This is a genomic window from Psychromonas sp. SA13A (assembly GCF_011378715.1).
Classification (GTDB): Bacteria; Pseudomonadota; Gammaproteobacteria; order Enterobacterales; family Psychromonadaceae; genus Psychromonas.
This window is the reverse complement of the sequence record NZ_WTKU01000011.1, coordinates 59,690-86,673: the sequence shown is the minus strand read 5'-3', so window position 1 is coordinate 86,673 and position 26,984 is coordinate 59,690. Positions and strand designations below refer to the sequence as shown.

The window sequence follows — 26,984 nt, the reverse complement described above, 5'->3', positions numbered from 1 at the left end:
TTAAGTCCCTTTGGAGCAACTTCTTTTGTTTAAAAAAAACTCGATTCATACTTTCTTTGTTGTTCCTTTAGCTATTCTTTTATTAGCTAATCTTCCTGCCTTATCTGCTATCTTTGATGAGTGGAATAGTGATGGCCCTTATAGTCACGGTTTTTTGGGGATATTTGTTGTCATATATGCTTTTTGGACCAAGCGTAAATCGATTAGATTAAGTCAAAACACAACTACCTCCTTTATTATTTGCACTGTTGGGTTGCTAGGTAGTTTATTAGTTAACCTTGTTGCTATGCTCGCTAGTATTCAGCAATTACAATTACTGGCTTTATTTTTTATTATTCTATTTCTATTTAGTGCTTTATATGGCCTTAAGACACTTCAAGCCTGTGCATTACCTTTTATCATGTTGTTTCTTATATTTCCTGTCTGGAATATTTTACAATTTCCACTGCGTGAATTATCTACTGCTGCAGGCCAATGGGGGCCAGAGTTAATTGGTATTCCGGTCGGTCGAGACGGTTACCGCTTATCAACAGCTGGTGGTTTGTTTGATGTTGAGCCTGCTTGTTCTGGTTTGGGCTTTTTCATGGTATCGGCATTATTAGCATTTTTTGTTAGTTTTATTAATAAATTATCGCAGAAAAAAACACTTACTTTTTTAATTATTTGCTTGGTTATTGCCGTGTTAGCCAATTGGTTACGTATCATTATTATTATCGTTGTTGGTACTTACACTGAGATGAATCACTTTATAGTGCATGACCACTTAACCTTTGGTTGGATTGTGTTTGCGCTTTGTTTATTGCCACTTATTTACATTGCACGTACTTACTTCGATGATAGTGCCGTTGTTAATAACAAGGCAGTGGACTCGTTACCTGTAAAACAAGTAGATGTTGTTAACAAAACACATACCCTCACTGCCATTACTTTACTTATTGTATTTATTGCGGCGACTTACTGGATCCCTTCTCGATTTAACGAAAATTATGCGTTCACTGTGCCTACTTTAAGCAATTACGAGATGGCAGGCGAAAGTAAAAGCTATAGCCCTAATTGGAAGCCTTATTCGCAGGGCGCAAGTAAAGAGCGTTTCTTTTATTACGTAAAAGAGGATGTGGGCTTTCAGGTCTATCTGGCCGATTATGTTAAGCAAGAACAAGCTAGTGAGATGATCTTTGTGGAGAATTATCTTTACGATGATCAATTTTGGCATGATGTTGAAGATAAAAAATTACCTTTACTCGATAATCAATACTTGCAACAAGCAAACTTGGTTGTGGTTCAGCGTTCACAGGCGCGATATCGTATGATTGCATCTTGGTATGTTATTAACGGTGTGATCACCAGTGACAAAAAGGTAGCCAAACTTGCTGAAGTACAAGCTGCTTTGGTGGGTGAGCCTGGTGCAACACTGGTTGCCGTTGCCTTAGATTACGATGGTCAGGACAGTGCGCTAGCTGCACAACAATTGAGTGAGTTTATTCATTCATACATTAATCCTTAGTATTCATACCTTAACCCTTAGTATTCATAACTTAATCCTTAGTATTAATAATTAAAGAGTTTAACCACATAAATGCAGCCTATTACTTGGTATATAAAACGAATTAAAATGATGTCAGTTGACGAAGTCACTTGGCGAATAACTTCTTTAAGTGATGCTTGGATTGAGCGGTTACGCGTTCAGTTTAACTGGGTACCTAAAGTTCAATATACCGATCAATATGATCCAAAGGCCACCTTTAAGCCTGGCTTTAGTGTGTTTGAAGGGCAAGTCGCTGAATATGACGATGCTTGGAAAGCACCTTTGTTAGCCAAAGCTGAATCAATCATCGCGCATAAGTTAAGTTACTTTGATTTACAAAATCATCACCTTGAATCACCTATTAATTGGCATAAAGACCATAGTGCAGGTATTTACTCAAACCTTGGCCATATTCTTTCCGTTAACTACCGTGATTTTAAAAATAATGGCGATTGTAAGTTAGTTTGGGAGCCTAATCGTCATCATCAAATGGTAGTGTTAGCGCGTGCTTATAAAGTCACTGGTGAACTTAAATATGCACAGGGGGCTGTGCAGCAAATAACTCACTGGTTAGATCAAAATCCTTACGGTAAAGGGATGAACTGGCGTAGTCCGTTAGAGCTTTCTATTCGCTTGATTAGTTGGGTATGGACGATAGATTTAATTAAAGACTCTGGATTATTTGTTGGTGATTTTAAAGATCGATTATTAGAAAGTGTTTTTTTACATTGTCGAGATGTAAGTGGTAAGTTTTCTCAAGGTACTTCTGCGAATAATCATTTAGTTGGCGAAGCGGCGGGTGTTTATATTGCTGCACGCTATTTCACTATGTTAAAAGATGCACCGCAATGGCAACAAAAAAGCAAAGCGGTATTAGAAAATGAAATTCAGGCACAAACCTTCAATGACGGCTGTACCAAAGAGCATGCCTTTAGTTATCAATTCTTTGTGTTTCAATTTTATCTGTTTACGGCATTAGCCGGTAAATGGAGCGAAGATGATTTTTCACCTGCGTATTGGCAAACGCTTAAGCGATTAAGCCAGTTCATCGCGATTATTGCAGAAGGTGGTGAGCACTATCCTATGTTGGGCGATCAAGACGATGGTTATGTTATTGATTTAGGTGATCATGTCCATAATATCAATGCATTATCGGATATTGTTAGTCATTTTTATGATGATGAAATCTTTGCTCAAGGTAAAAAACAACCGAGTGAATCTGCATTCTGGCTATTTAATAATAGGCAACAGCGAACGACTCAAGAGCTGACTGAAGAGCAGGAACTCAGTTCATTTGCGTTTACTGACTCAGGCTATTATTTACTACAAGCTGGTAAAGTGAGTGAAGGTAATCAAGCAAGTATATTAGTGGATGCTGCTGAGTTAGGTTATACAGCCATTGCCGCTCATGGCCATGCCGATGCACTGAGCTGTGTAGTGCGTATTAATCGAAATGATTTGTTTGTTGATACAGGAACCTACGATTATTTCAGTTTTCCACAATGGCGTAATCATTTCCGTAAAACCCAGGCGCATAATACTGTCGAAATTGACGGCTTAGATCAGTCTGTTATGACGGGGCCTTTTATGTGGGAATCTCATGCCCAAGCTTCTTGTTGTAAGTGGTTACCTAGTGAGCTGGGTGGAGAACTGGTCGCTGAACATAATGGTTATCAACGTTTAGGCTCTCCGGTAACGCATCAACGTAGTATTAAACTGAATGTGTTAGAAAAGCAGATTAATATTACCGACGAGCTTAAAACACAAGGCCAACATGATGCTGTTATTTATTTTCATTTTTCTGAAGATTGTCAGAGTATTGAGATTAGTAATGGCGTTTGTCATTTGTTATTGGGCAATGATCAAATCACCATTAAACTGCCAGAAAGAAGCTCTGCAGAGCTAATCACTGGCGTGGAGAGTGAAGATAAACAGACGCCATCATTGGGTTGGTTAAGTCGTGGTTATCATCAGAAAGTGGCTATTACTACGTTAGCTATATCTGCTCACATTAGTGAAGATAGAGCGTTTACAACAAGCATCGCATGGGGTGCTTAACTGTTTTCTATTAATTATTTAATGATTAATTTTATAAGTAGAAACGTTTTTTAGTTCTTAAAACAAGTGCTTAAACCCTTATTAATGCCTATTTATAAGGGTTTAAAGTACCTGCCTGTTGGCCAGATAGTCATGAAATTAAATATGATGTTTTTGATTGAATTTGGCCAAATCATCAAGTTATGCCCATTGCGTTTTTGAGCGAGCCAGCGTCTTTTATGATCTGTATATTGACCTAGAAAGTCGTAATCTGTAAGCCCTTCTTTTAAACACTGCTGAAAAACATGATAGCGTAAAACTTGTCCTACTCCATTTTGAAACTCAGCGTTAAAACCTTCTTGTAATGCAAAAAACTGTTCTTGATATACATAACCAATCTGCATTGCTTGGGTAATACCTTCACACTCTAATTTAGCTAAACGTAGCCAGCCCTGTTGTAATGCTCTAGGCACAAAATGAGAATAAAAGGCTGCCATTTCAGGTCTTCTTGCAAAGGAGCCTTGTAAACCCGCTTTTTGCCAACGTAAATTGTGTAATGTAAATAACTGTTGCAACTCTTCTTCGAGTTGCGCTGGGTTATCGCAGAAACTCACTTGCCATTGACCTTGTCGGCTTAAATAACCTTGGGTTTGTTTGATATTAGTGCGCAAACTTTTAGATAGAGAAGGGAGGATTTGCTCTGAGATTTTTTCTAGGTCGGTATTTGCAAATTCGACTTCACGTGATTGTTGCTTTAGCTTTTTTGTTTTATTCAACGCTGCAATTAATGTTTCCCCGCCTCTCGTCCAACTAGCGACATTGCTATACCAAATAATATCCCAATGTGATTTTTTATGGCTTGCCACTAATGCAGACCATAGCTGTTCTTTTAAGGCGATACTATGTTCTTGTTTAACGATAAAATTGGAATACTCCGAGCCTATACCTTGGTCTCCGGCGAAACGAAGTACGTTATAGTTGATACATTTGAATAGTCGATACCGTTGAATGTAGAAAGGGGCGATAGCGACAATTTGCTCTGCTTGTTTTAATATTACAAAAAATGGCTTTGTATTGGCTGAACAGGTTTTTTTCCAGCTATCAATCCATTGCCAAGTTAAGAAAATATTATCAGCATCAGATTGATGCAATAAAGTATTCCAACTTTTTTTAAGTTGATCGACTTCTGACCATGAGGTAATAATGTGGGAAGTTATTATTTGCATATCCGTATCAACACCTTAAATCTCATGAGATCAATTAAAAAACAAAATCCTGTCCTACAGTGTAAAACAAAGCCTGTTAATTTATGTATTATTTTTGACTAAATCTGCATTTATCTGGCCTCTATCGCTTAATCACATGATCTATTATTTCGCTATGCTATGATGCTTTCATTATTAATAATGAATGAGAGTAAAATGACTACGCGACAAAATGAAAATATCCACATCCAATCAGAAACAGTTTTAATTACACCAACAGAGCTTAAAGCCTCTTTACCGGCTTCTGATAGTGTTTATCAATTCATTCATGAATCTCGTCAAACTATTTCTAATATTGTGCATAAAAAAGATCCACGCTTCTTAGTGATTTGTGGTCCTTGTTCTATTCACGATGTTGAAGCTGCAAAAGATTATGCAACCCGTTTGAAAGAGTTACATGAACAATATAAAGATACTTTATATATTGTTATGCGTGTTTATTTTGAAAAACCACGTACTACAGTGGGTTGGAAAGGGTTAATTAATGACCCTCATATGGATGACTCATTTGATATTGAAACCGGCCTGAAAAAAGCGCGTGAATTATTGTTATGGATTTCAGAGTTAGGTTTACCTATCGCGACTGAAGCATTAGATCCAATTAGCCCACAATACATCGGTGATTTATTTAGCTGGTCAGCAATTGGTGCGCGTACTACGGAGTCTCAAACTCACCGTGAAATGGCGAGTGGTTTATCAATGCCAGTTGGCTTTAAAAATGGCACCGATGGTAGTCTTTCTACTGCGGTTAATGCAATGCAATCAGCTTCTGCACCACATCGTTTCATGGGTATTAATCAGTCTGGACAAAGTGCATTATTGCAAACTGCTGGTAATAAAGATGGCCATGTTATTTTACGTGGTGGTGGTGGTAAACCAAATTATGATTCAATCAATGTTGCATTAGCTGAGCAAGCATTAACTAAAGCTAAAATGGAAAATATTTTAATTGTTGATTGTAGTCATGAAAACTCTAGTAAAAATCATGAGTTACAGCCATTAGTTGCAAAAAATGTTTTCCAGCAAGTAGTTGGTGGCAATAAATCTATTATAGGTATTATGTTAGAAAGTAATATTAATGCCGGTAACCAACCCGCATCGTTACCTGCTGAGCAGTTACAATACGGTGTATCAGTTACAGATGCGTGTATTGATTGGCAAACTACCTGTGAATTATTAGATGAAGCGGCAGTCTTATTGAAAGATACAGTCCAGAACAAATAAGAAGTAAATTATGCCTTTAACTAAATTAAGAGATCAGATTGATGCTGTTGATCAGCAAATCATTGATTTATTAGCAGAACGTTTACGCCTTGTAGGGGAAGTTGGCGAAGTTAAGACTAAGCATGGCTTACCTATTTATGTGCCAGAGCGCGAAGCTGCGATGTTAGCTAAACGTCGTGAAGAAGCTGAGCAAAAAGGTGTGCCAGCGAATCTTATTGAAGATATTTTACGCCGTACCATGCGTGAGTCTTATGCTAGTGAAAATGATACTGGCTTTAAAACTGTTAATCCTGATATGAAGCGTATTGTGATCATTGGTGGTAATGGTTTGCTAGGTCAGCGTTTTGTCGAGATGTTTAAACTATCTGGCTATGACGTTGATATTCTAGGCCGTAGTAACTGGGATCAAGCTGAAGCTATTTGCAGTAAGGCTGGGTTGGTTATTGTGGGTTCGCCAATTGATGTGACTGTTGATGTGATCAAGCAACTTACTTTCTTACCTGAAGATTGTATTTTAACCGATATTACCAGTATTAAGGACTCCCCTTTAACTGAGATGTTAGCGGTTCATAAAGGTCCTGTGGTTGGTTTACACCCAATGTTCGGTCCAGATATATCAAGCTTTGCAAAACAAGTGATTGTGTACTGTGATGGACGTGATCCAGAGAAGTACCAGTGGCTGATTGACCAAATGAAAATTTGGGGCGCGCACTTGTATCCTGTTGCAGCACCAACACATGATCAGTCTATGACTTTGATCCAAGCACTACGTCATTTTACGAGTTTTGTGTACGGTGTACATTTGCAAGAAGTTGATGCTGATTTAGAGCAACTGTTAGATTTAAGCTCACCTATTTATCGCTTAGAGCTAGCGATGGTAGGGCGTTTATTTGCACAAGAGCCTGCTTTATATGCAGATATTATCTTGTCGCAAAAAAGTAACTTAACCATGATCAAGCAATACCATAAACATTTCGCGGATGCGATTGAGTTATTGGAAGCAAACAATCGTGAAGAGTTTATTGACCGCTTTAAATCTGTGACTAATTGGATGGGTGACTATTCTACGTTATTTTTGGATGAAAGCAGAGTGATGCTTCAGCAAGTACACGATAATCGTCATTACGAAACTAAGTCATAGTATAAATTAATGTACTAGCTTATTAGGCTTATTTATTAAGCTTGTTGTTGAGGCGGGTTCTAAACTTAGCTATTAGGCTTAGCGTTTAAGTTAGTTTATTCATTGCCAAGATCGAAAAAGGAGGTGTTTAACCTCCTTTTATTTGCTTTTTTAATTATTTTTTAAACTGTTTAAGATTGTTTAAAGCTAGCTACTTTAATCCATCTTGTTGATAACAATTATGCAGCAAACTCTTTATTTAATTTGATTTCAGCATCTGATTCAATTTCAACTTCTGGCTCTTCAATAGGCTCTCCTGAAATTTCTCCGTTACGACATAAGTCTTTACCATTATTCTTGGCACGGTTTGCTTCATCTTTATGGTTATGTTTATTTAGTTGACGTTCAATTTTTTGGAATAGTTGATTGATGGCAACATATAAATCATCATGCTCTGCGTGAGCAAAAACTTTACCATTTGGTACACCAATAGTACCTTCAATTTTCATGCCTTTAGGCTCTTTAGTGATAATAAAATGGGGATTGATAAGAGAAGTTTGTAGTTTTTCTAATTTTTCAAAACGTTCCTCTACTTTTGCGCGCATTGTGTCTGTGATAGTCATTTGTTTGCTAGTAATTTCAATTCTCATATAGGACACCTTTTTGTTGTAACACTTGTTGTGTTCATAAATAGATTAGGCTTTTCACTGTAAATTAAAAGCGACTTAGATCACACTTTATAGCCCTTTTAGATAAACAAAGTAATTCTTTGACCTAACCATATTTTCTTAAAAAAACTTCAACTTTTACTTGTTGAAACCTAAAAGTTAGTCCACTTTGGAGTGAATAAGTTCCGCGATTTACTTCACTGTTTTTTATATCTTGTTTTTTCATTTAAAAACCTTTTATTAAACTAAGCATTTGTTATCTTTACTACTCCTATATTTTTCAACCAGTGTTGGTTTTTCTATTATGATTAATAAGCTTATACGTATCTGCCTATTTTATATGCTATTTAGTGTGAGCATTGGCGCTCAAAGTGCATCATGGAATAATGCGATTAGCATGTATGGCGATCTTAAGTATGACGCTGATTTTGAACACTTTGATTATGCCAACCCGAATGCACCAAAAGGCGGAGTATTCAAGCAAGCTAGCATTGGCAGTTTTGACTCACTAAACCCTTTTATTGTTAAAGGAAATGCTGCCAGCGGCATAACTCGTATTTATGATACGTTACTGCAACAATCAACCGATGAACCCTTTAGCTTATACGCTTTAATCGCTTCACAAGTTAAAGTCGCAGATGACTTTAGTTCTGTTAGTTTTTTAATTAACCCTAAAGCTACTTTTCAAGATGGTGAGGCTATCACCGCCAGCGATGTGAAGTTTAGTTTTGACTTATTAGTGAATGAAGGTGCACCGCATTTTAGTTCCTACTATGCAGGTGTTGAAAAAGTAACCGTTGATGCTTTATTGCAGGTAACCTTTCACTTTAAAGAAACGGGTAACCGAGAATTACCGTTAATTATTGGGCAGATCCCAATTCTTCCAGAGCATTTCTGGAAAGATATCGACTTTTCTAAGAGTGGACTGATTGTGCCTGTCGGTTCGGGGCCTTATCAAATAGAAAGTTTTGATGCGGGTAAGCAAGTTGTTTTTCAACGTGTTAAAGACTATTGGGGAAAAGACATCGCCGTTAATAAAGGGCGTCATAATTTTGACCATATCATCGTTGATTATTATCGTGACGATTCAGTTGCTTTTGAAGCCTTTAAATCTGGCGCCTTTGATTATCGCTTAGAAACCTCTTCAAAACGTTGGTCTACAGGTTATGTGGGCGAGCAATTTAATAAACAGCACATTTTATTAGAAACGATTGCAGATAAAACGCCACAGGGTATGCAAGGTTTTTGGTTTAACTTACGAAGAGATAAGTTTAAAGACCCAAAGGTAAGGGAAGCTATTTCGCTATTATTTGATTTTGAATGGGCGAATAAAACATTATTTTATGATGCGTATACACGTATTGATAGCTTCTATTCTGGTTCAGAACTAGCAACCCAAAGTGAGATTTCACCTGCAGAGCAAGCTATTTTATTACCTTATAAAGAACAGCTTCCAGCGTCTGTATTTGAGCCAATAAAAGCAAATAAAACATCGGGTAATGGTAATGTTCGACAACAAATGCGTGAAGCGGTGGCGTTATTGGCCGGGGCAGGTTACCAGTTAAAAGATAGCAAAATGCAAAATCAACAAGGCGAACAATTAAGCTTTGAGTTTTTACTATATAGCAAAGACTTTGAACGCATTATTCATCCTTTTCGTCGTAATTTGCAACGTATTGGCATCAAAGCAGATATTCGTTTAGTTGATGTTTCTCAGTTTATTAATCGTTTAAATAGTTTTGAGTTTGATATGTTGTCTTTACGTAAAGGGCAATCTATTTCACCTGGCAATGAACAAGCTAGCTTTTGGGGATGTGATACTGCAAATGATGCGGGGACTTCCAATTGGGCAGGTGTTTGTTCTCCCGTGATTGATGCATTAACACAGCAGCTCATTATGGCTAACACGCGCGAACAATTGGTAAATACAACTAAAGCCCTAGACCGTGTTTTGTTATCACAACATATGGTTATTCCGCAATGGTATTTACCGGCTTACAGGATTGCTTATTGGGATAAATTCTCTCGCCCTAAAGTTTCCCCCTATTATGCCCTTGGATTAGATACTTGGTGGCTAAAAGCTTCCTCTGGCGTGACTACTAGCGAAGGAAGCCAATAATGCATCAATATATATTAAAAAGATTACTACTGATTATTCCTACTTTGATTGGCATTATGACTTTAAACTTTTTTATAGTACAAGTCGCTCCAGGTGGTCCCGTTGAACAAGCAATTGCTAAATATCAAGGTATTGATTCCGACGCAACTTCTCGAGTGACTTCCGGCATTAATAGTGAAATAAAACAAGGCTCAAGTGACAGTAAATATCGTGGCGCACAGGGGGTTGATCCTGAATATATTGAAGCGTTAGAAAAGTTATATGGATTTGATAAACCATTGCATGAACGTTATTTCTCAATGCTTTGGCGTTATATTAACTTTGATTTTGGTGATAGTTTTTATCGCGATAAAAGCGTCATTGACTTAATTTATGAGAAAATGCCTGTATCCATCTCTTTAGGTTTATGGACGACATTGCTCGCTTATCTTATTTCAATTCCATTGGGCATTAAAAAAGCCACTGCACATGGCAGTCGTTTCGATGTGTGGACAAGTACGATAGTAACCGTCGGTTATGCCATTCCAGCGTTTATATTTGCCATTATGCTGGTGGTTTTATTTGCGGGCGGTTCTTATTATAGCTGGTTTCCTTTACGTGGATTAACGTCCGATAACTTTGAGCAGCTTTCATGGTTTGGGCAAATAAAAGATTATTTCTGGCATTTAACTTTACCTATTTTTGCCAGCGTATTAGCCAGTTTTGCTACGTTAACGATGCTTACCAAAAACTCCTTCCTTGATGAAATTAATAAACAATACGTGATCACAGCGCGCGCTAAAGGCTGTTCTAAAAATCGTGTTCTGTATGGGCACATTTTTCGTAATGCGATGCTGTTAGTATTAGCGGGATTACCGGCTGCTTTAATCGGCATTTTCTTTACCGGTTCAATGCTCATTGAAGTTATTTTCTCTTTAGACGGGTTAGGGTTATTAAGTTTTGAAGCGGTCATTTCACGTGATTACCCAGTTATATTTGGCTCTCTGTATATTTTCACTTTAGTAGGATTAGTGCTTAAGTTAGTCAGCGACGTGACTTATACCTTGATTGATCCACGTATTACATTTGAGGGGCAATAATGTCTTTATTACTCGCTTGGCAACGTATTAAAAAGAATCCGAGTAACCATCAAAGGTGGGCACAATTCAAAGCTAATAAACGCGGTTATTACTCACTGTGGATTTTTAGTTTTTTATTTTTATTAAGTTTAGTCGCAGAAGTGTGGGTCAATGATAAGCCGATCATGGTGTCCTATCAGTCCAATTGGTATTTCCCAATCGTTCAAGATATTCCAGAGCAAGATTTAGGTGGTGATTTTGATATCACTACTGATTATCGCGACCCTTATATGGTGCAACAAATTAATAAAGAAGGGTGGATGATCTGGCCGTTAATTCCTTTCTATTATGATTCAATTAATTATGAGCTAACGAGTGCCGCACCCTCAAAGCCGGATGCTTTAAATTGGTTAGGCACCGATGACCAGGGGCGAGATGTCGTTGCGCGATTGGTTTATGGTTTTCGTATCTCGGTGATTTTTGCTTTATCTTTAACGCTGGTAAGTTCAGTGATCGGCGTTATTGTTGGCGCTATTCAAGGTTATTATGGCGGTAAAATTGATTTAATAGGGCAGCGTTTATTAGAAATTTGGGAAGGCTTGCCAATGTTATTTATGCTGATTATTTTAGCCAGTTTTGTTGAGCCAACCTTTACTTGGTTATTAGGCTTGATGATTTTATTTAGTTGGCCAAGTCTTGTCAGTGTAGTGCGTGCTGAATTTCTACGTGGACGCCATTTAGATTACGTTAAAGCGGCCAAAGCCCTAGGTGTAAAAGACAGTAAAATCATGTTTAAGCATATTCTGCCGAATGCCATGATAGCGACGTTAACGTTTATGCCCTATTTATTTACTGGTGCATTAACCACATTAACATCCTTGGACTTTTTAGGCTTTGGTCTGCCTTTAGGCTCTGCCTCATTGGGTGAAATGATTTCTCAAGGTAAAGAAAACTTACATGCTCCTTGGTTGGCCATTACTGCTTTTATCTCATTATCAAGCATTTTGGTGTTATTAGTCTTTATTGGTGAAGCTGCTCGTGATGCTTTTGACCCGAGGAAAACACTATGAGTGAAGCCAGTTATTTATTACAAGTTAATGACTTGTCGGTGAGTTTTGCACAGGAACAGATAGTATCTGGCGTCAGTTTTTGCCTTGAACAAGGTAAAACATTAGCGATTGTTGGCGAAAGTGGCTCCGGCAAGTCATTAACGGCTTTATCGGTTTTACAGTTGCTACCTTACCCACATGCGCATCATCCAACGGGCGATATTATCTTTCAAGGTCAGTCACTAATGGGGAAATCTGAAAAGGTCTTAGAGGCGGTGCGCGGCAATAAAATTAGCATGATTTTTCAAGAGCCGATGACTTCCTTAAACCCTTTGCACAATATTGAAAAGCAGATTGCAGAAACTTTATTGCTTCATAAGGGACTAACGGGCAAAGCGGCACAATTACGTATTATTGAATTGTTAGAATTGGTAGGGATCAAAAATCCACAATCACGTTTAAATGCTTATCCTCATGAGTTATCGGGAGGACAGCGTCAACGTGTGATGATTGCAATGGCATTAGCTAATGAACCAGACTTATTAATTGCCGATGAGCCTACTACTGCCTTAGATGCAACGATTCAAAAGCAAATTTTGAGGTTATTAAAATCGCTACAACAACGTTTAAATATGGGGATTTTATTAATTACGCATGATTTGAATATAGTGCGTCAATTCTCTGACCATGTGTTAGTTATGTGTAAAGGCAAGCAAGTAGAGTATCAACAAACAGACAGGTTATTTAAATCACCCGCTGATGCCTATACTAAAAAGCTATTAAATGCGGTACCGACAGGTCAAATGCCTGAATTAATCGATGCAAAGGTGATTCTTGAAGCGCATGATATTAATGTAAGTTTTGCAATGAAAAAGAATTTTTGGGGCAAAACGATACAGTCGTTACAAGTGGTTAAAAATGTATCCTTAAAAATACACGAGGGTGAAACGCTCGCTTTAGTCGGTGAAAGTGGTTCGGGAAAAAGCACCTTGGCACAGGCGCTATTGCAGTTGAATAAAAGTACAGGGCAAGTTGTTTACTTGGGAAATGATGTTCAGTCATTAGCTAAAAGTGATTTACAAGCTTTGCGTCAGCAATTACAAATCGTATTTCAAGATCCCTATGCGAGTTTAAGCCCAAGGATGTCGGTACAAGATATTATTGCTGAAGGTGTACATGTATTTAATCATCAGCAAAAGTTAAGCGATCAAGAAATAAGTCAGCAAGTATCCCAAGTATTAACTAAAGTTGGATTAGAACAAAGTGCGGCAAGCCGTTATCCACATCAATTTTCAGGTGGACAACGTCAACGTATTGCTATTGCAAGAGCACTGATTCTAAAGCCAAAATTGATTGTGTTAGATGAGCCGACATCGGCATTAGATAGAAGTATTCAAAAACAAATTATTGAGTTATTGAAAGCGCTGCAGGAAGAGTTTTCACTAAGCTATCTATTTATTAGTCATGACTTGTCGGTGGTGAAAGCCGTTAGTCATCGTGTATTAGTGATGAAAGCAGGTGAAATCGTTGATGAGGGGCTAACTTCACAGTTATTTGCACAAGCAAAGCACCCTTATACACAAGAGTTGATATCTTCGACTATTCTATGAAAAGATAGTTAACATTGTGAAAGTAGCGTTAAATTTGTAAAAAGATTGCTAAGTTCATATACAGCTGACTATGTGTAGATAAAATGTACACATAGTCAGCTCATTTATTGTTTCCATTGAGGTGTTATGAAAAAATTAATTTTAGGTTGTTTGTTGTTTTCTGCATCAAACTTCGCCAGCGCCCTAAGTTTAGATGTTCAGCGTAATATTTTTACTGATACCTTAGACTTACAAGAAAAAAAACAGTGGCAAAAAGCCAATCTGAATATTAATGATATTGCTGATTATCCGCTTGCTTATGTCGCCCAATACAATTATTTAAATGCGAATATGTCGACGGTCAGTGATGCCGATATTATAAACTTTATTAAAACGCATAAAGGTAAAGTGGTCAGTGATGATTTACAGCGCTCATATCTCTTTTATTTAGCGAAACAAAAAAATTGGAAACAGTTTTTAACCGCTTACCCTAAAATGCCGAATAATCGCGTTTTAAAGTGTTATTACCTGCAAGCTTCTATTGCAACCGGACAAAGCGAAAAAGCGTGGCCGGATGCACAAAAATATTGGTTATCTAGTACTTCATTACCGAATGCCTGCGATGATGTTTATGTTTATTATCAAGCGCACAAAAACTTGACACAAGAAGATATCTGGCAGCGATTTAACTTGGCTTTTGTAAAAAACAAACAAGGTTTGATGCGTTTTTTAACTGCAAGAATGGATAAAGATAAAGCTGCATTAGCGACTCAATTATATGAACTACATAAAGATCCTAAAAGCTTATTAGACAGTGATCTTTTTGCTTCTCGAAAAGTCCAAAGTTATCGTTTTTTAGTGCCGAGTATTAAACGCCTAGCTCGAAAAGACTTAGCCAAAGCGATGCTAGCCTATCAGCAGTTTGATAAAAAAATTGCATTTACCGCCACTGAAACCAATGCAATTAAAAAGCAATTTGCGACACTTATTGTACAGCGTGATAAAACTAACTATTTTTCTTGGTTAGACAAAGAGTTGCCGTCATTAAACAACGCGTCTTTAGTTGAGCAGCGTATCCGTTATGCGATTAAACGTAGTGACTGGAAAAATATAGGTTACTGGTTAAGTAAGTTACCAGATGAGCAACGCTATTCATCTGCATGGTTATATTGGCAAGCAAAAGTATTAGAGCAAGCCGGTGAAGCTGATAAAGCAAAGTCCATTTATGAAAAGGTGGCAAAAAATCGTAATTTCCATGGTTTTATGGCATCTCAAAAATTAGGTTTGAATTTTTCTCTTAATGCACAAACTATTGTTGAAGAGAAGGATAGTTTGAACTCTTTAGGTGGCGAACTGGCGGTGATTGATGAGTTATTGTTTCATCAATTGAGGATACAGGCTAAAAGGCAATGGCAACGCCTTTTAAATACACAAAACAAGAAGATTCAACAGAAGCTAGGATTATATGCCTATGATCAAGGCTGGGCACATTTATCCGTACTAGCGAGTATTAACTCTAAAAGTTGGAATGCACTAAATATTCGTTTCCCAACAGCAAAACCAGAAATATTTGTAAAAGCGGCTAACAAATATGATTTAGAAGATACCTATATTTATGCCATTACTCGTCGTGAAAGTAGTTTTGATGAATATGCAAAATCACCTGTTGGTGCAAGTGGTTATATGCAATTAATGCCTAAAACTGCAAAAGAAACGGCGCGTAAAATTGAGCTGACTGAATATAATGAAGTCTCACAACTCAACCAAGGTGCGCTCAACGTACAATTAGGTGCGGCTTACTTTAATGGCTTACTAACACGTTATGATGGCAACCGTGTGTTAGCAACCGCTGCTTATAATGCAGGCCCACACCGAGTTGATAGATGGGTAACGCCGGATAAGAAAAATGGCAATATTGGAATTGAAATAGATAGCTGGGTAGACACCATCCCTTATTATGAAACACGTGCCTATGTGCAAAGTGTTTTAGCCTATAACGTTATTTATCAACATGTATTAGGCAAACCATTGAAGTTTTTGAATCAGAAAGAATTTTTAGCTCGTTATTAATGATGACTTAAGAATAAATAGTTGGCCGTTAATTGTCGTTAGCTGTTAACAAGGTCATTAATAAATGTTCTGTAGAGAAAAAGCCTGCAGAACATTATTTACAGGGGCTATTTTTAAATATCTCTAAATAGTAGTTTCTAAGCCTGCCCATTTTAATATTACTTTTCTAGCATTACCTTCTAAAAATACTTCTGCTCCCTGCATATGTAGTACTACAGTGATTGGATTTATATTGTTCATAGTAGTTCACTTGATCTAGAAATTGAATTGAAGGCTGAAATGCTTTTAATTAATCCAGCAAACATTATTTTGCTGGTTACCATCGCTTGTTTTAGTGTTGCTCTGGTCTATATAAAGCGTTCTACAGTCGCTTTCGTCATTGATTTGACTACCTGTGGCTTTTGCTTCGGCTTTTAGCGTGTAGGTGTGTGTAGCGGCGGACACAATACTAAAAGTATAGTATTGATTATTTGAAGGTAGACCCGCAGAGGATGCATTAGATATGTAGGTAGGATGAGTGATGCGAAAACTGCTTTGTTCTATTTGTGCTTTAATCAGTTCACTTTGAGCATCTGCTCGTCGTGTTTTTATAACAAATCCTTGATACGAGGGATAAGCGATAGCTGCTAATAGGCCCAAAATAGCAATCGCTATCAATAGTTCAATGAGTGTGAAAGCGGACTGCTTTTTTATTTTTAATTTTTTATTATTAACTATCAGCATAATCACCTACCTGTATAGGTTATCGCTAGCTCCCATATTTGTTATTAATTTTTTAGGGATTGAATAAATACTCGAAAAAACGAGGAAGTGGGGAGTATCTTCGCTCGTCATTTTTATCTATAACGATTTAAACTGAATTCGAGTTACTTATTACTTGAGTTATTACTGAGTCCCATATTGATAAAAGACCTAATTTCACTTTAAATCAATAGTGATGGTTGTTTTAATCAAATAGTTTGTGCACCACTGCCAATGTTTCTTCTATTTTTTGCGTATTACTTGGTGCAATGTAGATCGTATCATCGCCGGCTATCGTTCCTAGAATACCTTCTGCTTTACTCATCGAGTCTAATAAACGTGCAATTAATTGTGCTGCGCCTGGACTAGTACGGATAACAATTAAACTGTCATTTCTGTCGATATCAACAACTAAGTTTTTTAGTGGGCTGGTGGTCGTCGGAATGCCCAGTTCTGCAGGTAAACAATATACCATTTCACCCGTTGCATTGCGTGTACGGACCGCGCCTGTCTTACTTAACATACGGGACACTTTAGATTGATTAATGTGAGTGAATCCAGCGCCGATCAATGCATCGACAATCTCACTTTGTGAGCTTAAATGTTCTTTTTTAAGCAAGCCTTTAAAGAAGTCCATTAGTTCAGAGGTCTGTCGCATTTGCTAATTCCATAATTGCATTATAATAAAAGTCATATCTTAATCTAAATGCACCGTAGGTTAATAGATTAAATGTCACTTTTTTTGCATATTTATTCGTTTTTGGCTAAACGGTTCTATTTACATTGAGAGTCTCTACTTTATTGCTGGTACTTCTGCTAAAATTTGCAATAAATTGCCAATATCAAGGATGATTCATTATGATCTCTGTTGCTCGCCTATTGGCGCTTATTATGTTTTTCTTTGCTACTGTAATAAGTGCTGAGATCATGCCTCAGATGCAGGTTAAATTTGCTACCGATAGTAATTACTATCCCTTTGAATATTTATCTAAAGATAAAGAGATCAAAGGCTTTGATATTGATATTGCTAAAGCAATTTGCCACGAAGTTAATTTGCAATGCACTTTTGAACATCACCGCTTTGATGGTTTACTATTAACGTTACCTTTTGGTCGATATGATGCCGTTATTGCCGCGTTAGACATTACTGCTGAACGTTTAAAAACCGTCGACTTTAGTGATAGTTATTATAAAGTGCCTCCGGTTTTTATTAGTAAAGAACCGTTGCAAGGGCAGTTTTCACTCTCCGGAAAATTCATCGGCGTACAGGCTAATACTTCAAATCAAAATTACTTGATTAAATACGCGAGAGACAATAGTTACATCGTGCCTTATTTTTCATCTCAAGCAGCATTCGAAGATTTAAAACTACAACGAATAGATGCCGTTTTTGCAGACTTTGCTGTAGTTAATGATTTTTTAAGTAAACAACTTTCAAGCCAACAACTGACAGGCGACTCATTAGTAATTAGCCGCACTGAAGAAGTCTTTATTAAAGAGTTTTCTGAAGGTTACGGTATTGCGGTAAAAAAAGGTAATGATCTGTTACGTGAACGTTTAAATACAGGATTAAAGCTCATAGTTGAGAATGGTACTTATGCCAAAATTTATCAGCAATATTTTCCATAATTAATTTTTAAAGTCCTAATATCAGCATTTTATAGAAAATAAAAGACCTTTCTTTTTTACATTGCTCACAATTACTTAACATATTTCACACTTGCGTATTTATTCACTTTAGAATGACAAGGCTAATCTTATTTCTATTATCATTAGAAATGCAAAATAAAGCATTTTGTTTGGTGATGGCTATACATACTTAAACATTTTATTTCACTGGAGAAAAATATGAAAGTTGCTGTTCTTGGTGCTGCAGGTGGTATCGGTCAAGCGTTGTCATTATTATTAAAAACTCAACTACCAGCTGGTTCTGAGCTAGCATTATACGATGTTGCTCCTGTTGTTCCTGGTGTAGCGGTTGATTTATCACATATCCCAACAGCAGTTAAAGTTGAAGGTTTTGGTGTTGACGCGTTAGGTGCTGCATTAACGGGTGCTGATATTGTAATTATTCCAGCGGGCATGCCACGTAAGCCAGGTATGGACCGTGCTGATTTATTTGCAGTGAATGCTGGTATTATCAAAACGTTAGCTGAAGGCATTGTTGCTAACTGTCCTAAAGCATTAGTTGGTGTTATCACTAACCCTGTAAATGGCACTGTTCCAATCGTTGCTGAGGTTTTCAAAAAAGCAGGTGTTTACGATAAAAACCGTATATTTGGTGTAACAACACTTGATGTTATTCGTAGTGAAGCATTTGTTGCTGAACTTAAAGGACTAAACGTTGCTGAAGTTAAAGTTCCAGTAATTGGTGGTCACTCAGGTACAACTATTTTACCACTTCTTTCTCAAGTTGAAGGTGTCACGTTCTCTGAAGAAGAAGTTGCTGCATTAACACCACGTATTCAGAATGCGGGTACTGAAGTTGTAAATGCTAAAGCTGGTGGCGGTTCTGCTACTTTATCTATGGGTGCTGCTGCCGCTCGTTTTTGTTTATCTTTAGTTAAAGGTTTACAAGGCGAAGACGTTGTAGATTACGCATACGTTGATATTGACGGCGGCGATGCTCCTTACTTCGCTCACCCAGTACGCTTAGGTGTTAACGGTGTAGTTGAAATTTTATCATACGGTAAATTATCAGCCTTTGAAGAAAAAGCTAAAAACGATATGTTAGAAACACTTAACAAAGATATCCAAGAAGGTGTTGATTTTATAAACGGTTAATCTTTTTTTAGTTTTTTATACAATATTATTAATAAGGTCAGCGATGCTGGCCTTTTTTGTGCCTATAATTACTTAAGCTTGTAATTACTTAAGTTAATAGTTACTTAATGAATTAATTTTTAAAAGGATCGCTATATGAAAGTTGCAGAAGCAATGACCGCTCGCGTAGTGACAATCGAAATGGATGATCGTATTCCTGCGATCCAAGAAATATTATCCCAACTAGGGTCTCATCACTTATTGGTAGTTGAAGAGGGGAAATTGTGTGGTGTTATATCTGACCGTGATATTTTACGAATACTCAGCCCCTATTTGTATACAGAATCAGAGTTAGTACGTGATACTGAAACGATGCAACGTCGCGCTCACCAAGTGATGACGCGCAGTCCTATTACTGTTTCTCCAGAAGTGTCAGTTAAAGAAGCGCTGGCATTGATGTTAACCCATGATATTAGTTGTTTACCGGTACTTGAAGGCGATAATATTGAAGGGATATTTACTATTCACGATGGTGTTCGCGCGCTGATCAAATAATAATTGGGCGTCAATATAAAAACTTACAGCCCTGACTAATAATAACCCCTTAGTTAGGGCTGCTTTATTAGTTTCCTCAGCTAGATTGTGACGATATTTTATAATAACAGTATTCACTACAGAGTTAATTTGATGGTGTAGTCTCTTGGTATATACATAAACGTCATAAATAATGTGCTTTAAATATTTTATATTGTATGAATTATTCTTTATAGTGTGTGTATTGACTAATTACCCCCTGAGATTTACATGGATTATCTCCCTATTTTTACCAAACTTAATAACCGCCATTGCCTTGTTGTGGGTGGTGGTGATATTGCTGCGCGTAAAGTTCACTTATTATTAAAAGCTAATGCTTCTATTACCGTTTGTGCACCGGAAATCTGTGACTCATTATTAGAAAAAGCTAAAAATAATCAGTTAACGGTTATCAAAGAAGTTTTTTATGATGAGCTTATCACTGATAAATGGTTAGTTATTGCTGCTACTAATCAGCATCATGTGAATGAACATATTGCACAACTCGCTGAGCAAAAACAGATTTTAGTGAATGTAGTCGATGAACCTAATTTATGTAGCTTCATTATGCCGTCTATTGTTGATCGCTCACCTATTGTTGTGGCTATTTCTAGCGGTGGTAAAGCGCCTGTATTAGCACGTTTAATACGCGAACGTTTAGAAGCTTTATTACCCATGCATATTGGCCGTCTAGCAAAGATCTCAGGGGATTTTAGACACCGAGTGAAGCAAGTGATCACCAAAGAGTCTTTACGTCGCCGTTATTGGGAAAAGCTGTTTGGTAATGGAGATTTAGCTAGCTTATTACAAAAAGGCCAAATGGAAAAAGCACAACAGTTGATGGAAGACAACCTCACTGAAGAAGTCGCGCAGGGCGACGTGGCTTTAGTTGGTGCAGGGCCAGGCGATCCTTCATTGCTAACGCTTAAAGCATTACAGTTAATGCAGCAAGCGGATGTGGTGCTCTACGATCGATTAGTTTCAAAAGAAATTCTTGATTTAGTACGCCGCGATGCGGATTTAATTTCCGTGGGTAAAGCGGCAGGTAAGCATGAAGTTGAACAGTCTCGCACTAATCAAATGTTAGTGGAACTTGCACAGCAGGGTAAAAAAGTAGTGCGCTTGAAAGGCGGTGACTCTTTTATCTTTGGGCGTGGTGGTGAAGAGTTAGAAGAACTAGTAGAAGCAGGTGTAGCTTTTCAAGTTGTTCCTGGTATTACCTCTGCCTCTGGTTGTAGTGCCTATGCCGGGATCCCTTTAACTCACCGTGATTACGCGCAATCGGTGACGTTTGTAACAGGGCATAGAAAGAAAGATGGACAAGCATTAGACTGGAAAGCACTAGCTATTCCGCACCAAACATTAGTTGTGTATATGGGGCTATTACAAGCGCAAGACATTCAAACTAATTTGTTAGTGAATGGTCGCGATGCTAATACACCGGTTGCATTAATTAACAAAGGAACCAGTAGTGAGCAGCAAGTGATCACAGGGACGTTATCTGAGCTCTCTAAGCTCGGTGGCGGACTTGAAGGGCCGACATTAATGATTATAGGTGAAGTGGTTGAGCTGTCTTCTAAGTTAGCTTGGTTTAATCCAGAAAAAAGTAAAAAGTTATCCCGAGACCCTTTTTTAGTTGATTTGTCATAAACAGCTATTTAATCTGCTAAAAAATTACTGAGCTAATCGTTTACTGATACCCATAAAAAAGCCTGATTCAATATCAGGCTTTTTATTATTTACAGTTTACTCTTTCAACAATAATGCTTTTTTATACTCTCTTCAGTAACAGTAACAGTAACTTACTTTACTCATCTGTTCTGTTGACTTATTTTACCAATGCTGGTGTAAGTGTAATGCTCGTTGATATAAGCGTTCATAATGTTTTGCTGAATCTGACCAGTAAAAATGCGATTGCATTGCCTGTGTTTTTAAACGCAACATCTCTTCAGGGTGCTCAATATAAAGCAGTATCACACGGCGTAACAGATTTAATAATTGATCTGGGTTGGCATCATAAAACATAAAACCATTTGCATGTTCTGAATCTTGGTCATAATCAATAACGGTATCTTTTAAGCCTCCAACTGCACGCACTACAGGTAAAGTGCCGTAGGCTAAACTGTATAATTGGTTTAAACCACAAGGTTCGAATATAGATGGCATTAAAAAGAAATCTGCTCCAGCTTCAACCAAGTGTGACAATTTATTACTGTAAGTATTAACAAACTTAAACTTATCTGAATAATGTTCAGATAAGGCGGTTAAATGGCCTGTAATAGCTGGGTCACCAGAACCAATAATGATCAGCTGCACATTATGTTTTAAAAAACGCTCTAAAATTGGCAGAATTAAACCAAAACCTTTTTGATCCGTTAAGCGACAAACCATACCAAAAATAGGCAAATCAGCTACTTCAAGACCGACTTCTTGTTGTAATGCTTGCTTACATTTTTCTTTCCCAGATAAATCTTCATGGTTAAAGTTAAATGGAATTAGGTTATCTGTTTCAGGACTCCAATCATTATAATCACAGCCGTTTAAAATGCCTTCAAAGTCATGGATACGTTCGATAAAGTGATGTGACATACCATGGGAGCCTAAAGGCGTTAATAGTTCACTCGCATAATTAGGGCTAACGGTATTTACTTTGTCTGCATAAATAACACCGACTTTTAAGTAGTTAATATAACTGAAGTTTTCTAAAACGCGTTCATCCATACATGAGCTAACTTCTGGGATCAGGTTTAATTGTGACTTTTCAAATATACCTTGGTATGCAGAGTTATGGCTGGTCAGCACAGTCTTGGTGTGTGCAAAATGAGAATGGTCATGGAAACGTGTTTTTAATAGGTAAGGTACTAAACCTGTATGCCAATCATTACAGTGAATGATATCAGGAGAGAAGCCTTCAGCTAATGAAGTTAATAGCGATGCTAAGCTGAAAAATGCAAAACGTTCTCCATTATCTTGGTATGCATTATTTTCTTCACCGTAAAAGCCTGCACGGTCAAAATAATGTGCATTATCAATGGCTAAAACTTTAATCCCATCCAGTGATAACTCTTTTACTGTGAACTGTACGTCTGGTCGAGAAGAGTCTGTGTGCAAGGTTAATTGATGCACTTGTTGAGCATGTTCGCGGTGTTCAATGGTGCGATAAAATGGTGTAATAATAACCACTTCATGGCCTAAATTGCGAAGTTCAAGCGGTAATGCTTTTGCTACGTCTGCAAGGCCACCTGTTTTAGAAAAACCTTCAACTTCAGACGAAATAAATAAAATTTTTAATTTTTGAGAATCCACTGGGACCTCCTTTGGTATAGGCCATGGATAGCAATAAAAAAGCCACCAGAAATAGTGGCTTTTAAAATCATTGTACTGGTTTAAAAACCGATTCTAGATCCTTTCGGAATAACTACAATACCTTCGTCAGAAACGGTAAAGCGTTTTTTATCATCCTCTAGATTAACACCAATTTCTATTCCATCGGCAATTCTTACGTCTTTATCAATAATTGTTTTGGTAATAACGCAATTTTTACCGATTTTAGTATCACCTAATAATACTGATTGATAAATATCCGTACCTTGACCAACAAAACAGTTAAAACCAAGAACTGATTTTCTGACCGTTGCACCAACAATTAGTGCACCATCGGAAATCAATGAGCGGCGAATACTACAGGTGATATCGCCATCATTTTGGAAATTAGCTGCTGGAAGTGGTGGATAATGTGTATGCATTGGCCACGCTCTATTGTAAAAAGAGATAGGCGGTACGGATTTAATCAAATCCATATTCGCTTCCCAGTATGACTCAATCGTACCCACATCACGCCAGTAAGCTTCCCCTTCTTCATTGGGGATTTTATTAGTTGTAAAGTCATACACAAAAACTTTACCGCTTGGCATTAAATAAGGAATGATATCTTTTCCAAAGTCATGACTTGATTCATCATCTGCTGCATCGCGGATCAATTCATTTTGCAACTCTGCAGATTTAAAAACGTAGTTACCCATTGATGCCAGTACATGGTCTGGGTCGCCAGGGATCGTTTTGGCATCTTCTACAGTTGGTTTTTCTGCAAAACCTATCATACGACCTTCTTCATCGACTTCGATAATACCAAAGTGATAAGCCTGTTCTTTAGGTAGGCGGATCGCGGATACGGTTAATATTGCATCTTTTTGTTTATGAAATTCAAGTTTTTGGCGGATATCCATCTTGTAGATATGGTCACTACCGAATATACAAATGGTATCTGCATCATCTGATTGGATAAATTGTAAGTTTTGATAAATTGCATCAGCTGTACCGCTGTACCAATGCTTACCCTTACGCATTTGCGCAGGAATTGCATCGATAAAAGTGTCAGTAAAGCTGTTTACTTCCCAAGCTTCACGAAGATGATCGTTCAAAGATTGAGATTTAAATTGAGTCAGTACGTAAATACGTAATAAGTCAGAATTTACAAAATTATTAAGTACACAGTCAATTAGACGGTAACTTCCTCCAAAAGGCACAGATGGTTTGGTGCGCGATTGGGTTAAGGGGTACAGGCGTGAACCTTCACCACCTGCTAAAATCATCGAGAGAACTTTTGCCATGAGAAAACCTCATCTAAGTAATATAAAAAATAGTCATTTGTAATCCTATGCCAGTTTAATCAAAACCCACACGGCTACCTTTTGCAATCACAACAATGCCTTTTTCAGAGACAGTAAAGTGCTTGCGATCCTCTTCTAAATTTTCACCAATCACCATGCCAGGAGCTATTTCTACATTCTTATCTAGTATTACATTAGTGAGGCGTGCACCACTACCAACTTTAGCGTTACCTAGGAAAACACAGCCTTTGATTTCTGCATTGGTACATAAATGTGTTCTGAAACCTAAAATAGAATTTTCGATAGTTGCACCATTAATATACGAACCAGCTCCAAGGTGGGATTTAGAAACGTGACTTACTGAGTCACCTTGATCTCGGAATGTTGCTGGTGGTAACGGTGGATGGTAAGTGTGTAAAGGCCAATGCTTGTTATACAAAGAAATAGGTTGATTGTCGCTTAATAAGTCCATGTGCGCTTCCCAATAGGAATCGATGGTACCTACATCACGCCAATATGCATGCTCTGGTTCACCTGGTATTTTATTTTTACTAAAGTCATACACAAAAACTTTACCCTGAGGGAATAGTTTAGGAATAATGTCTTTACCAAAATCATGACTAGAGTCTTCTATTGCAGCATCTTTTTCAAGTTCTTCCACTAGTGTGTCGGCTTTGAAAATGTAGTTACCCATTGAAGCTAATACATGGTCAGGGTCTCCAGGAATTGTTTTTGCATCTTCAACAGAAGGTTTTTCTGCAAATCCAATCATATGGCCTGCTTCATCAATCTCGATGATACCAAAATGGAAAGCTTGTTCTTTTTGCACTCGAATTGCTGCAACTGTTAAGTCTCCTCCCATTTCTTTATGGTAATCAACCATTTGTTGCACATCCATTTTATAGATATGGTCACTACCAAAGATACAAACATGTTCTGCTTCATTTTTGGTGATAAAACGAGAGTTTTGATAGATGGCATCTGCGGTACCTGAATACCAGTTTTTGCTTACACGTTGCTGAGCGGGTATTGCTTCAATAAAACGATCTGAAATACTGGAAAGTCGCCAAGCTCGGCGTAGATGAATATTCAGAGATTGAGATTTGAATTGGGTTAGAACGTAAATTTTCATTAAATCTGCATTTACGAAATTATTTAATGCAAAATCTACTAATCGATAATTGCCGCCAAAAGGCACGGCGGGTTTGGTTCTGTTCTGGGTTAATGGGAAAAGCCGAGAGCCTTCACCCCCAGCAAGAATCATAGCCAAAATACCAGCCATAAAAGCCTCCACATATTTTGTATAATAAAAAGCTATGCCAATACGGCGATAGCGCCTGTCCAATTATTTAATAATTTCAACTTTCTGACATTAGCAATAAAAACAAAGTTATGAAATGCCTGCTTGATGATTATTTGAGACAGCTCAATACTTTAAATTTATTGTTTTGGGCATTTTCAATGAATTTTTTATAAGTAAGGGTTAAAAGTGGCTCATAGCGCAGGAATTTATTAGCAACAATGGTCAATTTTCCTTTCTTTTTCAAAAATTTAATTGACTGATTTATAAATGTTTCTGCTGCGTCATAGTTCGTTTTTTGACCAGAGTGAAAGGGAGGGTTCGAAAGCAATACATCATATTCTTTGCTTACGTTGGAAAAAACATCCGATGCAAACACATTCGCGTGTAAATTATTTTTTTCTAGGGTCAATTTAGCACTAGCAAGTGCGTAAACGTTAACATCAATTAAATCTAAGCTTAATTTGGGATGCTTTTTAAGCAGGTAGCAAGAGAGTACGCCAGCACCACAACCAAAGTCTAAGCCGTCTCCACTTAATTGATCGGGCAAATTATTGAGTAACAGTTCACTACCTTTATCTAATTCACCAAAACTAAATACGCCAGGTAATGAGCGAATGGTAAGAGAGACATCATTAATATTAAGCTGGTAATCTTTTATCCATTGTTGTTGGTCAAAAGTAGCGACGGGTTTAGTTAGCTGCGCATAAATAATGCTGCAATGACGAGCAGAGTCAATGGCGTTGCTATTTTCAGCATAGGGAGTCAACAGAGACGCGACACTTTTTATCCCACACTTTTTCTCTCCAACTAATACAATATCCGCATTTTGCTTTAGGTGAGGAGTCAGGTTTGCCAGTAAATATTCAATTTCTGTTTTTGCTTTAGGGATATAAATCAATAATAGATCGAACTTCTCTTGATCATCTCTGCCTTTATAGTCTGCGGTAAAGTGAACTTCAGAAGATCCTAGTTGGCCTTCTAATTGATGATAATAACGATAATCGTTAAAACAAAAACAACTTGATGATGCTATTGTTTGTAAATGAATGGGGTAATTATCATCAATGTTACCTGCCACTAAAATAGACTTTCCGGAAAATAAAGATTCATTACGCTGTAAAACTTGACTTGGATTTGAATAAATTTGATTAGAGGCCATATAAAAGTCCTATTACAGCTTGTGATTAAAAGTTTGAATGATCATATATCCACGCTACTTCGACCTTACAGCTGGTAATGTATTTGAGCTGTAAGGGTATATATACCTAAA

The 26,984-nt window shown here is 37.4% G+C and carries 21 protein-coding genes; 13 read left to right on the top strand and 8 right to left on the bottom strand.

The features are described 5' to 3' along the window. Nucleotides 1-25: 25 nt before the first annotated feature. Both GQR44_RS11560 and GQR44_RS11555 read left to right on the top strand, forming a co-directional pair. Entirely contained in the window at nt 26-1,504 is a 1,479-nt protein-coding gene (locus tag GQR44_RS11560; RefSeq protein ID WP_166371938.1) for an exosortase C-terminal domain/associated protein EpsI, read from the top strand. 108 nt (nt 1,505-1,612) lie between these two features. Beyond that, on the top strand, nt 1,613-3,583 hold the full coding sequence (locus tag GQR44_RS11555) for an alginate lyase family protein (RefSeq protein WP_240923635.1): 1,971 nt from the start codon (nt 1,613-1,615) through the stop codon (nt 3,581-3,583). 92 nt (nt 3,584-3,675) lie between these two features. Here the strand turns inward: GQR44_RS11555 and GQR44_RS11550 are convergent, their stop codons facing one another. Continuing rightward, nucleotides 3,676-4,788, bottom strand: coding sequence for a GNAT family N-acetyltransferase (locus GQR44_RS11550; RefSeq protein WP_166371936.1), 1,113 nt, complete (start codon nt 4,786-4,788; stop codon nt 3,676-3,678). A gap of 195 nt (nt 4,789-4,983) precedes the next feature. Between GQR44_RS11550 and GQR44_RS11545 the strand changes: the two genes are divergently transcribed. Further along, nucleotides 4,984-6,051 carry a 3-deoxy-7-phosphoheptulonate synthase gene (locus GQR44_RS11545; protein ID WP_166371935.1) on the top strand — a complete coding sequence of 356 codons (1,068 nt, stop codon included), beginning with the start codon at nt 4,984-4,986 and terminating at the stop codon, nt 6,049-6,051. Between the two features lie 10 nt (nt 6,052-6,061). Next, on the top strand, nt 6,062-7,192 hold the full coding sequence (tyrA, locus tag GQR44_RS11540) for a bifunctional chorismate mutase/prephenate dehydrogenase (RefSeq protein WP_166371934.1): 1,131 nt from the start codon (nt 6,062-6,064) through the stop codon (nt 7,190-7,192). A 218-nt stretch (nt 7,193-7,410) separates the two neighbouring features. Here tyrA and raiA read toward each other — a convergent pair whose 3' ends face one another. Next, on the bottom strand, nt 7,411-7,821 hold the full coding sequence (gene raiA, locus GQR44_RS11535) for a ribosome-associated translation inhibitor RaiA (protein ID WP_028867371.1): 411 nt from the start codon (nt 7,819-7,821) through the stop codon (nt 7,411-7,413). A 322-nt stretch (nt 7,822-8,143) separates the two neighbouring features. Here raiA and GQR44_RS11530 point away from each other — a divergent pair, with 322 nt between their 5' ends. The 5 genes from GQR44_RS11530 to GQR44_RS11510 all read left to right on the top strand — a co-directional run bounded on the left by GQR44_RS11530 (nt 8,144) and on the right by GQR44_RS11510 (nt 15,724). Next, a complete protein-coding gene (locus GQR44_RS11530; RefSeq protein WP_166371933.1) occupies nt 8,144-9,958 on the top strand; it encodes an extracellular solute-binding protein in 1,815 nt (604 codons plus the stop codon). Next, the gene (locus tag GQR44_RS11525) at nt 9,958-11,037 is read left to right on the top strand and encodes a microcin C ABC transporter permease YejB (RefSeq protein WP_028867373.1); all 1,080 of its coding nucleotides are present in this window, start codon (nt 9,958-9,960) and stop codon (nt 11,035-11,037) included. Before GQR44_RS11530 ends, GQR44_RS11525 begins: the two co-directional genes overlap by 1 nt. A gap of 26 nt (nt 11,038-11,063) precedes the next feature. Continuing rightward, a complete protein-coding gene (locus tag GQR44_RS11520) occupies nt 11,064-12,086 on the top strand; it encodes an ABC transporter permease (RefSeq protein WP_028867374.1) in 1,023 nt (340 codons plus the stop codon). Beyond that, the gene (locus GQR44_RS11515; protein WP_166371932.1) at nt 12,083-13,675 is read left to right on the top strand and encodes an ABC transporter ATP-binding protein; all 1,593 of its coding nucleotides are present in this window, start codon (nt 12,083-12,085) and stop codon (nt 13,673-13,675) included. Before GQR44_RS11520 ends, GQR44_RS11515 begins: the two co-directional genes overlap by 4 nt. 126 nt (nt 13,676-13,801) lie before the next feature. Next, nucleotides 13,802-15,724 carry a transglycosylase SLT domain-containing protein gene (locus GQR44_RS11510; protein ID WP_166371931.1) on the top strand — a complete coding sequence of 641 codons (1,923 nt, stop codon included), beginning with the start codon at nt 13,802-13,804 and terminating at the stop codon, nt 15,722-15,724. 285 nt (nt 15,725-16,009) lie between these two features. Here GQR44_RS11510 and GQR44_RS19970 read toward each other — a convergent pair whose 3' ends face one another. Further along, nucleotides 16,010-16,447: a type IV pilin protein gene (locus GQR44_RS19970; RefSeq protein ID WP_205963049.1), complete on the bottom strand. Its 438-nt coding sequence runs from the start codon at nt 16,445-16,447 to the stop codon at nt 16,010-16,012. 223 nt (nt 16,448-16,670) lie between these two features. Next, the gene (gene argR / locus GQR44_RS11500; RefSeq protein WP_028867378.1) at nt 16,671-17,123 is read right to left on the bottom strand and encodes a transcriptional regulator ArgR; all 453 of its coding nucleotides are present in this window, start codon (nt 17,121-17,123) and stop codon (nt 16,671-16,673) included. Nucleotides 17,124-17,323: 200 nt separating this feature from the next. On the opposite strand from argR, the gene GQR44_RS11495 reads away from it, so the two are divergent. The 4 genes from GQR44_RS11495 to cysG all read left to right on the top strand — a co-directional run bounded on the left by GQR44_RS11495 (nt 17,324) and on the right by cysG (nt 21,451). Next, the gene (locus GQR44_RS11495) at nt 17,324-18,094 is read left to right on the top strand and encodes a transporter substrate-binding domain-containing protein (protein ID WP_166371930.1); all 771 of its coding nucleotides are present in this window, start codon (nt 17,324-17,326) and stop codon (nt 18,092-18,094) included. A gap of 219 nt (nt 18,095-18,313) precedes the next feature. Beyond that, nucleotides 18,314-19,249 (top strand): malate dehydrogenase, encoded by a 936-nt coding sequence (mdh, locus tag GQR44_RS11490; RefSeq protein WP_028867380.1) that lies wholly within the window; start codon nt 18,314-18,316, stop codon nt 19,247-19,249. Between the two features lie 135 nt (nt 19,250-19,384). Continuing rightward, nucleotides 19,385-19,783: a CBS domain-containing protein gene (locus GQR44_RS11485; protein ID WP_028867381.1), complete on the top strand. Its 399-nt coding sequence runs from the start codon at nt 19,385-19,387 to the stop codon at nt 19,781-19,783. A gap of 249 nt (nt 19,784-20,032) precedes the next feature. After that, a complete protein-coding gene (gene cysG, locus GQR44_RS11480; protein ID WP_028867382.1) occupies nt 20,033-21,451 on the top strand; it encodes a siroheme synthase CysG in 1,419 nt (472 codons plus the stop codon). A gap of 183 nt (nt 21,452-21,634) precedes the next feature. Here the strand turns inward: cysG and glgA are convergent, their stop codons facing one another. The 4 genes from glgA to rsmC form a co-directional block, all read right to left on the bottom strand. Then, nucleotides 21,635-23,107 (bottom strand): glycogen synthase GlgA, encoded by a 1,473-nt coding sequence (glgA, locus tag GQR44_RS11475; protein ID WP_166371929.1) that lies wholly within the window; start codon nt 23,105-23,107, stop codon nt 21,635-21,637. Between the two features lie 80 nt (nt 23,108-23,187). Continuing rightward, nucleotides 23,188-24,411, bottom strand: a complete 1,224-nt coding sequence (gene glgC / locus GQR44_RS11470; protein WP_028867384.1) for a glucose-1-phosphate adenylyltransferase — start codon at nt 24,409-24,411, stop codon at nt 23,188-23,190. Between the two features lie 55 nt (nt 24,412-24,466). Continuing rightward, nucleotides 24,467-25,705: a glucose-1-phosphate adenylyltransferase gene (gene glgC, locus GQR44_RS11465; RefSeq protein WP_281170592.1), complete on the bottom strand. Its 1,239-nt coding sequence runs from the start codon at nt 25,703-25,705 to the stop codon at nt 24,467-24,469. Between the two features lie 118 nt (nt 25,706-25,823). Then, nucleotides 25,824-26,873, bottom strand: a complete 1,050-nt coding sequence (gene rsmC, locus GQR44_RS11460; protein WP_166371928.1) for a 16S rRNA (guanine(1207)-N(2))-methyltransferase RsmC — start codon at nt 26,871-26,873, stop codon at nt 25,824-25,826. Between the last annotated feature and the right edge of the window lie 111 nt (nt 26,874-26,984).

What these genes read in the sequence shown, in the direction of transcription:
- GQR44_RS11555 (WP_240923635.1), top strand. Translation starts at nt 1,613, where the DNA reads ATGATGTCAGTTGACGAAGTCACTTGGCGAATAACTTCTTTAAGTGAT.
- raiA (WP_028867371.1), bottom strand. Translation starts at nt 7,821, where the DNA reads ATGAGAATTGAAATTACTAGCAAACAAATGACTATCACAGACACAATG.
- rsmC (WP_166371928.1), bottom strand. Translation starts at nt 26,873, where the DNA reads ATGGCCTCTAATCAAATTTATTCAAATCCAAGTCAAGTTTTACAGCGT.
- GQR44_RS11530 (WP_166371933.1), top strand. Translation starts at nt 8,144, where the DNA reads ATGATTAATAAGCTTATACGTATCTGCCTATTTTATATGCTATTTAGT.
- GQR44_RS11545 (WP_166371935.1), top strand. Translation starts at nt 4,984, where the DNA reads ATGACTACGCGACAAAATGAAAATATCCACATCCAATCAGAAACAGTT.
- cysG (WP_028867382.1), top strand. Translation starts at nt 20,033, where the DNA reads ATGGATTATCTCCCTATTTTTACCAAACTTAATAACCGCCATTGCCTT.
- GQR44_RS11510 (WP_166371931.1), top strand. Translation starts at nt 13,802, where the DNA reads ATGAAAAAATTAATTTTAGGTTGTTTGTTGTTTTCTGCATCAAACTTC.
- GQR44_RS11525 (WP_028867373.1), top strand. Translation starts at nt 9,958, where the DNA reads ATGCATCAATATATATTAAAAAGATTACTACTGATTATTCCTACTTTG.
- GQR44_RS11515 (WP_166371932.1), top strand. Translation starts at nt 12,083, where the DNA reads ATGAGTGAAGCCAGTTATTTATTACAAGTTAATGACTTGTCGGTGAGT.
- mdh (WP_028867380.1), top strand. Translation starts at nt 18,314, where the DNA reads ATGAAAGTTGCTGTTCTTGGTGCTGCAGGTGGTATCGGTCAAGCGTTG.
- GQR44_RS19970 (WP_205963049.1), bottom strand. Translation starts at nt 16,447, where the DNA reads ATGCTGATAGTTAATAATAAAAAATTAAAAATAAAAAAGCAGTCCGCT.
- tyrA (WP_166371934.1), top strand. Translation starts at nt 6,062, where the DNA reads ATGCCTTTAACTAAATTAAGAGATCAGATTGATGCTGTTGATCAGCAA.
- argR (WP_028867378.1), bottom strand. Translation starts at nt 17,123, where the DNA reads ATGCGACAGACCTCTGAACTAATGGACTTCTTTAAAGGCTTGCTTAAA.
- GQR44_RS11495 (WP_166371930.1), top strand. Translation starts at nt 17,324, where the DNA reads ATGATCTCTGTTGCTCGCCTATTGGCGCTTATTATGTTTTTCTTTGCT.
- glgC (WP_028867384.1), bottom strand. Translation starts at nt 24,411, where the DNA reads ATGGCAAAAGTTCTCTCGATGATTTTAGCAGGTGGTGAAGGTTCACGC.
- GQR44_RS11550 (WP_166371936.1), bottom strand. Translation starts at nt 4,788, where the DNA reads ATGCAAATAATAACTTCCCACATTATTACCTCATGGTCAGAAGTCGAT.
- GQR44_RS11485 (WP_028867381.1), top strand. Translation starts at nt 19,385, where the DNA reads ATGAAAGTTGCAGAAGCAATGACCGCTCGCGTAGTGACAATCGAAATG.